This window comes from Streptomyces ambofaciens ATCC 23877, from assembly GCF_001267885.1.
Classification (GTDB): Bacteria; Actinomycetota; Actinomycetes; order Streptomycetales; family Streptomycetaceae; genus Streptomyces; species Streptomyces ambofaciens.
In genome coordinates this window covers 3,063,271-3,076,698 of the sequence record NZ_CP012382.1, presented here as the reverse complement: position 1 = coordinate 3,076,698, position 13,428 = coordinate 3,063,271, and the positions used below count along the sequence as shown (strand labels likewise).

13 protein-coding genes are annotated in these 13,428 nt (G+C 74.3%); 7 read left to right on the top strand and 6 right to left on the bottom strand.

Annotated features, from left to right (window positions below):
- Positions 1-17 precede the first annotated feature (17 nt).
- Positions 18-473, bottom strand: a complete 456-nt coding sequence (locus SAM23877_RS13715) for an SRPBCC family protein (RefSeq protein WP_053131590.1) — start codon at positions 471-473, stop codon at positions 18-20.
- 78 nt (positions 474-551) lie between these two features.
- Positions 552-1,589: an SEC-C domain-containing protein gene (locus tag SAM23877_RS13710; RefSeq protein WP_053131587.1), complete on the bottom strand. Its 1,038-nt coding sequence runs from the start codon at positions 1,587-1,589 to the stop codon at positions 552-554.
- 151 nt (positions 1,590-1,740) lie between these two features.
- On the opposite strand from SAM23877_RS13710, the gene SAM23877_RS13705 reads away from it, so the two are divergent.
- The 3 genes from SAM23877_RS13705 to SAM23877_RS13695 all read left to right on the top strand — a co-directional run bounded on the left by SAM23877_RS13705 (position 1,741) and on the right by SAM23877_RS13695 (position 3,905).
- Positions 1,741-2,052: a DUF6412 domain-containing protein gene (locus SAM23877_RS13705; protein ID WP_053142442.1), complete on the top strand. Its 312-nt coding sequence runs from the start codon at positions 1,741-1,743 to the stop codon at positions 2,050-2,052.
- Positions 2,053-2,147: 95 nt separating this feature from the next.
- Positions 2,148-2,861 (top strand): YidC/Oxa1 family membrane protein insertase, encoded by a 714-nt coding sequence (locus tag SAM23877_RS13700; protein ID WP_053131584.1) that lies wholly within the window; start codon positions 2,148-2,150, stop codon positions 2,859-2,861.
- Between the two features lie 186 nt (positions 2,862-3,047).
- A complete protein-coding gene (locus SAM23877_RS13695) occupies positions 3,048-3,905 on the top strand; it encodes a fumarylacetoacetate hydrolase family protein (RefSeq protein ID WP_053131581.1) in 858 nt (285 codons plus the stop codon).
- Between the two features lie 101 nt (positions 3,906-4,006).
- Here the strand turns inward: SAM23877_RS13695 and SAM23877_RS13690 are convergent, their stop codons facing one another.
- From SAM23877_RS13690 to SAM23877_RS13680, 3 genes are all read right to left on the bottom strand, one after another.
- Positions 4,007-4,897 carry an LLM class F420-dependent oxidoreductase gene (locus SAM23877_RS13690; RefSeq protein ID WP_053131578.1) on the bottom strand — a complete coding sequence of 297 codons (891 nt, stop codon included), beginning with the start codon at positions 4,895-4,897 and terminating at the stop codon, positions 4,007-4,009.
- A gap of 103 nt (positions 4,898-5,000) precedes the next feature.
- Entirely contained in the window at positions 5,001-5,477 is a 477-nt protein-coding gene (locus SAM23877_RS13685) for a heme-degrading domain-containing protein (RefSeq protein ID WP_053131575.1), read from the bottom strand.
- On the bottom strand, positions 5,474-6,556 hold the full coding sequence (locus tag SAM23877_RS13680) for a Gfo/Idh/MocA family oxidoreductase (RefSeq protein WP_053131571.1): 1,083 nt from the start codon (positions 6,554-6,556) through the stop codon (positions 5,474-5,476). Before SAM23877_RS13680 ends, SAM23877_RS13685 begins: the two co-directional genes overlap by 4 nt.
- A gap of 212 nt (positions 6,557-6,768) precedes the next feature.
- Between SAM23877_RS13680 and SAM23877_RS13675 the strand changes: the two genes are divergently transcribed.
- Entirely contained in the window at positions 6,769-7,992 is a 1,224-nt protein-coding gene (locus tag SAM23877_RS13675; RefSeq protein WP_053131561.1) for an ROK family transcriptional regulator, read from the top strand.
- 158 nt (positions 7,993-8,150) lie between these two features.
- Here SAM23877_RS13675 and SAM23877_RS13670 read toward each other — a convergent pair whose 3' ends face one another.
- Positions 8,151-9,710 (bottom strand): PQQ-dependent sugar dehydrogenase, encoded by a 1,560-nt coding sequence (locus SAM23877_RS13670; protein ID WP_107408657.1) that lies wholly within the window; start codon positions 9,708-9,710, stop codon positions 8,151-8,153.
- Between the two features lie 286 nt (positions 9,711-9,996).
- Between SAM23877_RS13670 and SAM23877_RS41940 the strand changes: the two genes are divergently transcribed.
- The 3 genes from SAM23877_RS41940 to SAM23877_RS13655 all read left to right on the top strand — a co-directional run bounded on the left by SAM23877_RS41940 (position 9,997) and on the right by SAM23877_RS13655 (position 13,426).
- Positions 9,997-11,100, top strand: coding sequence for a hypothetical protein (locus SAM23877_RS41940; protein WP_053131558.1), 1,104 nt, complete (start codon positions 9,997-9,999; stop codon positions 11,098-11,100).
- 313 nt (positions 11,101-11,413) lie between these two features.
- Positions 11,414-12,169, top strand: a complete 756-nt coding sequence (locus tag SAM23877_RS13660; RefSeq protein WP_053131555.1) for a GntR family transcriptional regulator — start codon at positions 11,414-11,416, stop codon at positions 12,167-12,169.
- Positions 12,170-12,301: 132 nt separating this feature from the next.
- Positions 12,302-13,426, top strand: a complete 1,125-nt coding sequence (locus SAM23877_RS13655; protein ID WP_053142438.1) for a TIGR03364 family FAD-dependent oxidoreductase — start codon at positions 12,302-12,304, stop codon at positions 13,424-13,426.
- The last annotated feature ends 2 nt before the right edge of the window (positions 13,427-13,428 follow it).

Here is a 13,428-nt window from a genome sequence, read left to right as displayed (position 1 = left end):
CGCCCGCCCTACGGGGCTCAGCCCCGCGACCCGTCGGCCAAGAACCCCTCCAGCCCGTCCAGCAGCATCCCGCTGCCCTGCTCCGCCATGTCCCGCTCCTCCGCCGTGTCGCAGGTCTGGCTGAGGACGATCACGGTGTTGCGGGGGCCCTCCTCCGTGAGTTCCACGGTCATCGTCGCGGGGTCGGGGCGGCCGGGGACGTCCATGCCGATGGTCAGGTGGCGGTTCTCGGTGACCTGGAGGTAGGTACCCGTGAGGGGGAACTCGGCGCCGTCGGGGGTGATCATCGTGGCCTTCCAGGGGCCGCCCGGCCGGACGTCCAGCTCGACCGAGCCGGGAGCGGCGTGGGACCACCGGGCGTACTGGTCCGGAGTGGTCCAGGCCTGCCAGACCCGCGCCGCGGGGGCGTCCAGGGTGCGGGTCAGGGTGTAGGGGAAGCCGCCTGCGGGGGTGGGGGTCTGCTCGGTGCTCATGTCGTCCTGTCTCCTCCGGTCGACGCCCCGCGTGGTGCGGGGGCTGTTGCACCGGTAGACGTCCGCCGGCGCGGGTTCTCATCGGTCCGTCGGGACATTCCCTCCGTGGCACTCCGCGTACGGCCGCTGGGAGCCGCACCAGCAGGCCGCCCCCCGCTGCGGCGGCCACGCCACCGCCCGGCCCCGGGCCGCGAGGACCGTCGCGTACTGGGGGAGCAGGTCCGCGTCGGCCGGGGACGCGCCCTCCGACGCCGCGAAGGCCTCGTAGGACGGGACGGTGCCGCGGACCACGCCCAGGTTGGGGGTGCCCGACGAGGCCAGTTCGCGCAGTGCGGACTCTATGGTCGCCAGGTGGTCGTCGTAGGACGGGTACTCGGCGGCGAGGGACGGGTACGCCTCGACGAGTTCCGCCAGTTCGTCCGCGGGCCAGTGGAGCATCGCCACCGGGAAGGGGCGGGAGAGGGCCTCGCGGTAGGCGCCGAGCTCGGCGCGCAGGCGGGAGATCTCCGCCTCCAGGTCCGCCGGGTTGTCCGAGCCCAGCGACCAGACGCGCTTCGGGTCGTGCAGCTCGTCGAGGGAGACCGGCATGGAGTGCAGGGTGTCGGCGAGGGCGTCCCACTCGTCGTGGGCGAGGCCCAGCATGCGACGCACGCGGTGGCGGCCGTAGAGGAGGGGGTGCGTCGAGTACGGGGGCTCGGCCACGTCCGTCAGGAGCAGGCGGGCGCCCTCCGTGAACGTCTCGTGCGCCGCCTCCAGCTCGTCGTGGGCCTCCAGGGCCTCGGCCACGATCACCCAGGGAGCGGGGTCGCGCGGTGACGCCGCGCGGACGCCGTCGATGATCGCCCGGGCCTCCGCCTCGTGGTCGTACTCCCACAGGTTGGAGGCCTTGAGGGCACGGATCAGGGACGGGTTCTCCAGCTCGGAGGGCCCGGCGGCGGAGGCCAGCAGGCGGTCGTAGAGCTTGGTCGCGGCGGGGCGGTCGCCGGAGAGTTCCAGATGGGCCGCGGCGCGCAGGAGCAGGGCCTCGGCGTCCTCGGGGTAGAGGCCGGCGGTCCGCTCCAGGCGTGCCGCTTCGGCGGCGTGGTCGACGTTCTCGGCAGACGTGTCGGGGCGCATGGATGACACCGTACTGCCGAGAAGTGACGAAGGTGAGGTACCCGCAGGCCAGGGCCCCGGGCCACGCGGGCGGGCGCCGGACGCCCGTACCCGGCCGGGTGCCGCTGCGGTATAACTGGGGCACACACGCGTACGGGAGAGGGGGGTGGCGATGACCCGAGGACGGGCCGTGCTGCGTCCCCTGCTCGTGCTGCTGCTCGTGCTCCTTCCCGTCGCCCTCGTCGACGTCGGCAGCCTCTCCGCCACCGTCGCGCTCGCCGCGACCGCCGCGGTCGGTGCCGCGCTCGCCGTCTGCGCCGTCATCGCCGCCCGCTGCGCGCCCGCCGTGCCGCGCACCCGGGTCCGCACGGCCATCAGGGACCGGGACCTGCGTACGGCCTTCCTGCCCCAACGCGACCCCGACGCCCGTGGCCGCCGCCGGCCCCGAGCGCCCGGGCGCGCCCTCCCGGCGACCGCCGCGTAGGGCACCCCTTCCACACGAGGCAACCCCGCGCGGGTCGTGTCGTCATGCCGCCGTTCTCCCACCCCGGCACGACGAGACCCCCGGAGGGCTCACCCATGTCCGTCTTCGCCAGCCTGGTCGATCACCTCGCCGACCTGCTCCAGCCGCTGTTCGGCGCCTCCGCCGCGGCCGCCGCCATCGTCCTGTTCACCGCGCTCGTACGGCTCCTCGTCCACCCGCTGTCCCGGGCCGCCGCGCGCGGGCAGAAGGCGCGCACCGCACTGCAGCCGCGGATCGCCGAACTGCGCCGCAAGCACGCGAAGAACCCCGAGAAGCTCCAGCGGGCCGTCCTCGACCTGCACACGCGGGAGAAGGTGTCACCGCTGTCGGGATGCCTGCCGAGCCTGTGCCAGGTGCCCGCCTTCTTCCTCCTCTACCACCTGTTCTCCAGCTCCTCGATCGGCGGCCGGGCCAACGAACTGCTCGCGCACCAGCTCCTGGCCGCCCCGCTGGGCGGGCGGTGGGCCGACGCGCTCGGTGACGGCGGGGCGGTCGGCGGCGCGGGGCTCGTGTACGCCGGGCTGTTCGCGGTCGTCGCCGCCGTCGCCGCCTTCAGCTACCGGCTCACCAAGCGCACGATGGCCGCCCGGCCGATGCTGCCCGCCGGTGACGCGGAAGCGGTGCCGGGGGTCGGCGCGATCACCAAGGTCATGCCGTTCATGTCCTTCTTCACGCTCGTCACCGTGGCCGTGGTGCCTCTGGCCGCCGCGCTGTACGTCGTCACCAGCATGACGTGGAGCGCCGTCGAACGGGCCTTCCTGTACCGGTGAGGGCGGCGGCGCACCGGCGAGGGCACGGGCGTACGGCCTGGCCTACGGTCCAGTACGTGAACGGGGTATTGCGGAGTGGACCCCGACCTTGGACGATCGACCAGTCCTCCGATGGTTGTCGCGTCACTGCCGCACCCAGGTCGCACCTCATCGGGCGGGCTGCCCGAGACCGAGGAGTTGGGGATCATGAAGCTGTTGCGAGTCGGTACGGCGGGGTCGGAGCGACCTGCGCTGCTCGACGCCGACGGGACCCTGCGAGACCTGTCGGGCGTGGTGACGGACATCGACGGGGCGCTGCTCGCCGACGACGCCGCGCTCGGCCGGGTACGGGCCGCCGCCGAAGCCGGTGAGCTGCCCGTCCTGGACGGGACGGGACTGCGCGTCGGACCGCCCGTCGGACGCATCGGCAAGGTCGTGTGCATCGGGCTCAACTACCACGACCACGCCCGGGAGACCGGGGCGGAGCCGCCCGCCGAACCCGTCGTCTTCTTCAAGGCGCCGGACACGGTGGTGGGGCCGGACGACACCGTGCTCGTGCCGCGCGGCTCCGTCAAGACGGACTGGGAGGTGGAGCTGGCGGTCGTGATCGGGCGTACGGCCCGCTACCTGGACTCGGCGGAGGCGGGCCTCGCGTGTGTCGCCGGGTACGCGGTGGCGCACGACGTCTCCGAGCGGGAGTTCCAGATCGAGCGCGGCGGGACCTGGGACAAGGGCAAGAACTGCGAGACGTTCAACCCGCTGGGCCCCTGGCTGGTGACCGCCGACGAGGTGCCCGACCCGCAGGGGCTGTCGCTGCGGCTGTGGGTGAACGGGGAGCTGAAGCAGGACGGGACCACCGCGGAGCAGATCTTCCCGGTGGGGGAGGTCGTGCGGTACGTCAGCCAGTTCATGGTGCTCCGGCCCGGTGACGTCATCAACACCGGGACCCCGGCGGGGGTGGCGATGGGGCAGCCCGAGCCGAAGCCGTACCTGCGGGCCGGGGACGTCGTGGAGCTGGAGGTCGAGGGGCTCGGGCGGCAGCGGCAGGAACTCAAGAACGCGTAGGCGCTCCGCTGGAGGGGTGGGGCGGGGAGTCGGTGCGGTGCCGGCCGCGTGTCGTGGTGGGCCGGTCGCGCGGTTCCCCGCCCCCTGAGGGGCGCCCTGCCTCAGGCCAGTAGGGAAGCGAGGCGGCGCCAGCCCTCACGGGGGATCAGGGTCATGTCGTCCTCCACCACCTGGAGGGCGACGTGGTCGGCGCCCGCGTCGAGGAAGGTGTCGATGCGGGCGCGGATCGTGTCCTCGTCGCCCCACGCGAACACCGCGTCGATCAGGCGGTCGCTGCCGCCGTCGGCGACGTCGGCCTCGGTGAAGCCGAGGTTGAGGAAGTTCCTGGTGTAGTTCGGCAGCTCCAGGTACCGGGCGAGGTAGGCGCGCGCCGTCGCGCGGGCGGCAGCCGGGTCGGAGGAGAGGACCACCTTCAACTCCGGGGCCAGCAGCGGCCCCTCGCCGAGCCGTTCACGGGCCTGCACGGTGTGCTCGGGGGTGACCAGGTACGGGATGGCGCCGGCCGCCCGGTCCCGGGAGAGCTCCAGCATCTTCGGGCCGAGCGCCGCCAGCACCCGGTGGCCGGACCGCATGCCCGCCCTGTCCAGGGCGTCGAGGTGGTCGACCATCGTCGAGTACGGGCGGCTGTAGCCCTTCACCCGGGGGCCGTGGCTCACCCCGAGGCCGAGCAGGAACCGGCCGGGGTGGGCCACCTCCAGCTCCGCGAAGCTCGCCGCCACCGCGGAGGGCTCGTGCTCCCAGATGCTCTGGATGCTGGTGCCGACGACGATCCGCGAGGTCGCCTCGATCAGCGGGGCGGCGTCCGCGGCGGAGGTGTTGCCGCCCAGCCACACGGCACCGAACCCGAGCCGCTCCAACTCGGCGGTGGCCTCGGCGCGTTCCGCGGCACCCGTCGGGTCCCCGGAGCGCAGCTGCACGCTCCACACGCCGTACCGTCCGACCGATTCCTTCAGAGGGGCCAGAGCGGTCGGAGAAGCCGTCGTGTCGTTCATCGGGAGTCCCTCCGGTGGGCACCGTGATCATCCTGCGTACCTGCCTGCCAACCACGGGTACCCACCGGTCATTCCCCGAGCGCACGGTCCGGGGCCGATCGGGTTACTCGCCCAGGAACCGCTCCAGCGCCTCCACCACCAGCCGGTGGTCCTCCACCTGCGGCAATCCGGACACCGTCACCGAGCCGATCACTCCGACGTCGGCCACGGTGATCGGGAAGGAACCGCCGTGCGCCGCGTACGTGTCGGGGTCGAGCCGCGAGGACTCCTCGAACGTCGTGCCCTTGGCCCGGAAGCGCGAGCCGACCAGGTACGACGCGGAGCCGTACCGCTCCACCACCCGGCGCTTGCGGGCGATCCAGGCGTCGTTGTCGGGGGTCGAGCCGGGCAGGGCAGCGTGGAAGAGCTGCTGGCCGGCGCGGTGGATGTCGACGGCGACCGGCGCCCCGCGCTCGCGGGCCAGCTCGACGAGGAGCGAGCCGAGGGCCCAGGCGTCGTCGTTCGTGAACCGGCGGAAGACCAGACGGCGTTCCTGCGCCTCCAGCTCCTCCACCGTCGGGACCGGCTTCTCGGGGCTCACAGGGCCACCACCACTCCGTCGCGGGCGGACCGGCGGGCCGCCTCCAGTACGTCCAGGGCGGCAGCCGCCTCGCGGGCGCCGACCGGGTTCGGGCCGCCCTCCAGCAGCGCCTTCGCCACCGCCGCGTAGTAGGCGGGGTAGTCGCCCGGGACGGTCGCCGTCACGTTTCCGCCGCCGGTCGCCGGGGACTCCCCGGCGCCCACGCGGCCCCACAGCGACTCGTCCTCCTCGCCCCAGCCGGGGCCGGGCCGCTTGCCCTCGCGCAGCGCCGCCTCCTGCGGGTCGAGGCCGTGCTTGACGTAACCGGCCTTCGAGCCCAGGACGCGGAAACGGGGCCCGAGCTGGGCGGCGGTGGAGGAGACGTACAGGTGGGAGCGGACGCCGCCCGCGTGCGTCAGGGCGATGAACGTGTCGTCGTCCGCCTCCGCGCCCGCGCGCCGGACGACCGACTCGGCGTACACCTGCGTGGCCGGGCCGAAGAGGACTAGGGCCTGGTCGACGACGTGGCTGCCGAGGTCGTACAGGAGACCTCCGATCTCTGCCGGGTCGCCGGACTCGCGCCAGCCGCCCTTCGGCTTCGGCCGCCAGCGCTCGAAGCGGGACTCGAAGCGCCATACGTCGCCCAGCGCGTCCTCGGCGACGAGCTTGCGCAGGGTGAGGAAGTCGTTGTCCCAGCGGCGGTTCTGGAAGACGGAGAGCAGCAGGCCGCGCTCCTCCGCCAGCGCCGCGAGCTCCCGCGCCTCGGCGGCCGTGCCCGCGACGGGCTTGTCCACCACGACCGGCAGACCGGCCTCCAGGGCCCTCGTCGCGAGCGGCACGTGCGTCTTGTTCGGAGACGCGATGACGATCAGGTCCAGCTCGCCGGCCCGGTCGAACAGCTCGTCGGGCGTGGCGACGGTCCGTACGTCCGGGAACCCGGCGCGGGCCTGCTGCTGCCGGTCGGGGTTCGAGGTGACCACCGTGTCCAGGGCCAGGCCCTCGGTGGCGGCGATCAGCGGGGCGTGGAAGACGGAGCCCGCGAGGCCGTAGCCGACGAGGCCGACGCGCAGCGGGGGCTTGCCGGGAGGAGTACCAGTCATGCCTCCTACTTTCGCAACGGTGTTGCCAAAGTGCAAGCGCCGGTGACAATGGGGGCGTGGACAGGACGAACGGCGGGGGAGCGAGGAACGGCGCGGGGGGCACCGGCGGGGGCGGTGCGCGTGTCGGCGGTGGTGGCGGTGTGCGTGCCGGTGGTGGGGGCGGTGGGGGTGCCTCCGGGAGCGGTGCGGGTGCCTCCGGGGGCGGTGGCGGTATGCGGGGTGCGGTGGGCGGGGCCAATCTGCTCGCCCTGCGCAGTCACAACGCCGCCCTGGTGCTCGACCTGCTGCGCACGGCCGGTGCGGAGGGCATCAGCCGGCTGGAACTCGCCGAGCGGACCGGGCTCACCCCGCAGGCGGTCAGCAAGATCACCGCACGCCTCCGGGAGGACGGTCTGGCCGCCGAGGCCGGACGCCGCGCGTCCACGGGCGGTAAGCCGCGGACGGTACTGCGCCTGGTGCCGGAGGCCGGCCACGCGCTCGGCGTCCACCTGGACCGGGACGAGCTGCGGGCGGTGCTGGTCGATCTCGACGGCACCGTGCTGGGGGAGCGGCGCTCCCCGCTGGACCTGGGCGCGGGGGCGGAAGCGGTGCTGGAGGGTGTGGCGGGGGCCGCTCGCGAACTGGTCGCGGACGTCCTGCGGCCGCCCGTCGGGGCCGTCGGGGCCGTCGGCGCCGTCGTGGACACCGTACGGCCGCCCGTCGGCACGCTCGACGACACTCCGCGGCCGCCCGCCGGCGCCGGGGCCCTCGCGGACGCCCCCACGCTCCTCGGCCTCGGTGTCGCCCTGCCGGGGCCGCTCGACCACGTCCGGGGCGTGCTGCACCGGGTCACCGGTTTCCCGGAGTGGGACGGCTTCCCGCTGCGGGACGCGCTGGTGCGGCGGCTCGGTGTGCCGGTCGTCGTCGACAAGGACACCAACGCGGCGGCCCTGGGTCTCGCGGTCGGCGGGGAGGGGCCCGGCGGAGGGGGCTCCTTCGCCTATCTGCACCTCGGTACGGGGCTCGGCGCCGGGCTCGTGATCGGCGGCGGGGTGCACCGGGGCGCCCGGACGGGTGCCGGGGAGTTCGGGCACCAGGTCGTCCAGCTGGACGGGCCGCCCTGCACCTGCGGCGCACGCGGCTGCATAGAGGCGCTGTGCCTCGGGGCCGTCGCCCGCGGTGACCTCACGGAGGCGGCCCGGGTGCTGGGCGCGGGTGCCGCGAACCTCGCCGGGCTGCTGGACATCGACCTGGTCCTGCTCGGCGGCCGTACCGTCGCCGCCGCGCCGGAGGCGTTCGTCGGCGGGGTCGGTGCCGTCCTCGACGCCCGCGCCCGGCGGGAGGGCGGTCACGGCGGCGCCGTACCGGTGCGGATGGCGCCCGGAGGGGTGCGCGGAGTCGCGGAGGGCGCGGCCCAGCTGCTGCTCGCGCCGCTGTTCGGGCGGGGCGATGTGTGAGGTGTCGTCGGGGGCGTGCCGTGTGACGCGATGCGTGGTGCCGACGCGGGGCACGGAACGCGGCCCACGGGGCAGGGGACGGAGCGGGCACGGGTGCCGGGCCGCGTCGACGCGTCGACCCGGCACCCGTACCGCTGCTCACGGCGTACCGGCGGCGTTCACGAGCCGACGGCGCACGCGTCCCCGTTGAGCGTGAACCGGGGCGGTGGTGACGCGTCACCGGTGTGCTGGGCGAGATAGCCGAGGGTGACGCTCGCGCCCGGCGCGATCGTGGCGTTGTGCGGGGCGTTGGTGGCGTCGATCGTGTTGCTGAGCTGGGTCAGCTCCGTGTTCCAGTCGGACACGACGGTCTGCCCGAAGGACAGCGGGAACGCGAGGGTCCAGCCGTTCACCGGGGTGTCGCCGGTGTTGGTGACGGTGAGGTCGACCGTGGTGCCGGTGCCCCAGCGGGTCACCTTGCGGTCCACCCGGCAGGTGGGCTCCTCCCGGGTGAACGACACCCGGTGCAGACCGCCGGGCAGGTCGTTGACCACGTAGAACTCGCCGTCGACGGTCACGCCGATCGACGTGACCTGGGTGGGCATCTGCCCGATCTCGGCCTGGTCGTAGCCGCCCCGGCCGTCGGGGCGCAGCGCCCATACGGTCGACGAGCAGTAGTCGGTGGCGATGTACGTACCGCCCACCAGGTCGGCGTACTGCCGGCCCCGGTAGACGTGGCCGCCGATGACCGAGCAGCCGCCGGTGTACGGCGAGTAGGTGAAGACCGGCTCGGTGTATTCCTGGCCGGACGCGCACTCGCCGCCCTCGAACCGCTCCAGGCCCTCGTAGCAGGACCAGCCGAGGTTCAGCCCGCCCCGGCCGGCGGGGATGTGGTCGACCTCCTCCCAGTGGCCCTGGCCGACGTCGCCGATCCACAGTGAGCCGTCACCGCTGTCGAAGGAGAAGCGCCAGGGGTTGCGCAGCCCGTAGAGCCAGATCTCCGCCCGGGCGCCGGGGGTGCGGGTGAAGGGGTTGTCGCCGGGGACGCAGTAGGCGAGCGGCGCGCAGGCGCGGCTCACGTCGATGCGCATGATCTTGCCCAGCAGGGTGTCCAGCCGCTGTCCGGACCGGAAGGGGTCCCCCGATCCGCCGCCGTCGCCGATACTCCAGTACAGGTTGCCGTCGGGGCCGAAGGCGAGCTGGCCGCCGTTGTGGTTGTTGTACTCGGCGTGCTCCTGGGACAGCAGGACCTCCAGGCGGGACTCGTCGAGCCGGTAGCGGGCCAGCGTGACCGCCCCGTCGGGCAGTGCCGTGTACGCCAGGTACAGGTCCTGGCTCGCGGCGAAGTCCGGCGGGAGCGCGATGCCGAGCAGTCCGCGCTCGTTGCCCGACTCGTCCACGGCCGCGGTGATGTCGATCAGCGGGGCGGCGGCCAGGCCGGTGTCCGGGTGGTAGACGCGGATCCTGCCGGACTTCTCGGTGATGAAGAGCCGGTCCGTGCCGTCGTCGGGGGCGGCGAGGGCGGTGGGCCGCCTCAGCCCGGAGGCGACCTGGGTCGTGGTCGCGCTGAGCGACGGGAGGGGGACGGGCGCCGCGTTCTCCGCCGCCGCGGCGGGGGACGGGGTGAGCGTGGTCAGCAGGAGGGCCGGTATCAGGAGGGCGAGAGTGCTGAAGGGAAGCAGCTTCAGGTGGCGTCCCGCGGCGCGAAATAGAGCATGTATATGACAAGCCGTGTCCATGGGCCTCTTGTCCTTCTCTCCCTGTGCGGGGAGGGGGCGGGGTGGCGTGAGGGCCTGGGGGCGCCGGTGGTGTGGGAGCGCTCCCGCCCCTCAGGCTGCGACTCCCGGAGCGGAGCGGCAACGCGCGATCGCGCCACTTTGGTGCCGCTTGGCGCAAACGGTGCGGAGTCGGTGCGCTCTCCTTGTCGGTGCGACCGCCGAACGAGGGGCGTCTGTGCTCCGTCCGGGGGGCGTGGCCCGAATGGCGGTGCCCGAAGCCGCGCACCACCGGCACGCTCATGTGTTTATGCGACTGTTCACGTCCACGTCCCCCTGCCTGGTGGCGACAGCCGCCCTCCTCGCCGCCTCCGCGTCGGCCGTCCCCGCGCACGCGGACCCACGGGCGTCCGCCCACGCGGACCCTCAGGCGCCGTTGCCCGCGTGCACGGCCCCCGACGACCACACCTTCCCCCTCACCACCCGCATCCACGGCGGCCCCAGTGGCTTCGAGGCCGGGGGCGGCTACGGCACCTGGTACCTGGACCTGACCAACACCACTTCCCGGACCTGCGAGGGCATCCACCCGGTCATCGTCCTGGTCGACGAGAAGCGGGCCCTGACGCCGTCGCAGCCCCGCCTGGAGTTCTACGAGGGGAAGCGGCCGCGTCCCGTGGCGTTCGAGCCGACCGACCGGGACGAGCTGATCGGCGTGTTCGGTGAGGACGCCTCCGGCGGTGGGACGGCTACCGAGGGAGAGGGTGCCGGCGAGGGAGAGGGTGCCGGCGAGGCCGGTGAGGGGGCCGGCCTCCCCGACTTCCCCGGTTTCACCGTCGGCCCCGGCAAGACGCTCAGCGTCAGGGTGCGGCTCGCGCTCACCTCGGACGCGGTGGCCAACGAGGTGACCGCCAACGCGGCCGTGGTCCAGCGCCGGGGCGGCGACGGCGACTGGATCGGCCAGTCGAACGACTACCGCTTCCGCATCCGGTCGAGCGCGCCCGCCGACGAGTCGGCCACCGGCCGGAGCGCCGACCCCGCGTCACCTTCCGGCGCCGCCACTCCGGACGCCCGGGACCCCGGTGCCCCGGACGGCCCGAGTACGGCCACCGGCGTCCCGCAGGACCAGGACCAGGACCGGGGCGCGGACCGGGGCGCGGACCAGGGCCAGGACCAGGGCACGGACCAGGACCAGGGCACGGACCAGGATCAGGGCACGGACGGCCCGGACGACCGGAGCGCCGGCGACCGGGATGGCCAGGCCGCCGACGCCCGGGACGGGCAGCTCGCCGACCCCCCGCACGCCGACGAGCTCGCCGGCACCGGGCCGGGCCGGACGGGCGTGGCCGCGGGAGCCGCCGCTCTGCTCGTCGCCGCCGGCGGCGGGGCCGTACTGCTCGCCCGCAGACGCCGCTGACCCGCACCGCACCTGCACCCGCAGCGCATCCGCACCCGCAGCGCACCCGCAGCGCATCCGCACCGCACCTGCACCCGCCCCCGCACCCGCAGGCGCAGCCCATCCGCACCGCACCGCACCTGCACCCGCCCCCGCAGGCGCAGCGCATCCGCACCGCACCGCACCTGCACCCGCCCCCGCAGGCGCAGCGCATCCGCACCGCACCGCACCTGCACCCGCCCCCGCACCGCACCCACACCGCCCCCGCCCCCGCACCGCCCCGCACCCCCCGCCCCGTAGCCGGCGGCGGGCCCCCGTCTGCGACCATCCCTGCGTGGACTACCCGAACGACCAGGCCCCGGGCGCCCCCGTCCGCTCCGGGATTCCCGAGCACGGCCGTGTGCCGAAGTACTACGCCGTCAAGGCGCGGATCGACCGTCTGGTCGGCGAGCTGGGGGAGGGCGGCGCCATCCCCACCGAGCGGGACCTCTCCGAGCGGTACGAGGTCGCCCGCGAGACCGTGCGGCAGGCCCTGCGCGAGCTCGTGCTGGAGGGCAAGCTGCGCCGGCAGGGGCGCGGCACCGTGGTCGCGGGCCCCAAGCTGGAGCAGCCGCTGTCCCTGGCCAGCTACACCGAGGGCGTCCGGCGCCAGGGCCGTACCCCCGGCCGCGCACTCGTCACCCTGGACCGCTTCCCCTGCCCCGAAGCGCTCGCCGCCGAGACCGGCCTCACCCGCGGGGAACCCGTCTGGCACCTGGAGCGCGTGCTGCTCGCGGACGACGAGCGGGTCGGCCTGGAGAGCACCTACGTCTCCGTGGCCCGCCTCCCCGACCTGGACACCGCCTTCGACCCGGACTCGTCCTTCTACGCCCACCTCGCCGGGCAGGGCATCGCCTTCGGGGACGCCGACGAGCGCATCGAGACCGTCCTCGCCACCCCGCGCGAGGCCCTGCTGATCGGCACCCCGCCGGCCCTCCCGATGCTGCTCATCCACCGCGTCTCCCGGGACGCGGAGGGTGGCCCGCTGGAGCGGGTGCGCACCCTTTACCGGGGCGACCGCTTCTCCTTCACCACCCACCTGCGCGGCTGAAAAACGCCCCTACGATCCACCCCGCTTTGATAACGAAGAGATAACGGGTCTAGCCCAAACGTGATGCCCGGTTCACGCTCTCGTTGTCGGCCGGATTCCTCCGGTTCCCCGATGACAAGGAGTGTGGCGGTCGTGAGAGTGATAGTCGTAGGAGCCGGCGTGGTGGGCACCATGCACGCCTGGCACGCAGTGAACCGCGGCCACGAGGTCGTCCAGATCGAGCGCGAGACCGAGGCCCGCGGCGCCTCACTGCGCAATTTCGGCCAGATCTGGGTCAGTGGCCGCGCGGGCGGCGAGGAACTGGAGACCGCGCTGCGGGCCCGGGAGCTGTGGGAGGAGATCGGCGGCCGGGTACCGGCGCTGGGCTTCCGCCCCAACGGCTCCCTGACCCCGCTGCGCGGCGACCTGGAACGCGCCGTCGCCGAGGCGGCCGTCGCCCGCCCGGACGCCGCGGCCCGCGGCCACAAGCTCCTCACCCCCGGTGAGGCCCGCGCCGTGAACCCCGCCCTGCGCGGTGACTTCGACGCCGCGCTGTACTGCGAGCGCGACGCGGCCGTCGAACCGCGCACCGCCCAGCTCGCCCTGCGCGCCGAGCTGGGGAAGTCCCCGAAGTACACCTTCCTGCCCGGCCGCGAGGTCCGCGACGTCGTCGGCGAGCGCGCCGTCCGCGACGACCACGGCGACACGCACACCGGCGACGTCGTCGTCCTGTGCACCGGCGCCTGGCTCGGCGGCCTGGTGCGCGAGCTGGCCGGGCCCGACCTGCCGGTGCGCCGGGTCCGCCTCCAGATGATGCAGACCGACCCGCTCGGTGAACCGCTGACCACCTCGGTCGCCGACGCCGACAGCTTCCGCTACTACCCCGCCTACGGCTCGCCCGCCCTGGACGAGCTGAACGCGCGGCAGCCGCAGCCCGCCACGGCCGCGGAGCACAGGATGCAGCTGCTGATGGTGCAGCGCGCCGACGGCGGCCTGACCATCGGCGACACCCACGAGTACGAGCACCCCTTCGCCTTCGACACCCTCGAAGACCCCTACGAGCACCTCACCGGCGTCGTCGAGTCCCTCCTCGGCCGTCCGCTGCCGAGGATCCGCCGCCGCTGGGCCGGGGTGTACGCGCAGTGCACCGACACGAGCCGGGTCGTGCACCGGCAGCGGGTGCGCGACGGCGTGTGGCTGGTCACCGGGCCCGGCGGGCGCGGCATGACCTGCTCACCCGCGATAGCCGAGACCACCGCGAACGAATTGGGCTGGTGACA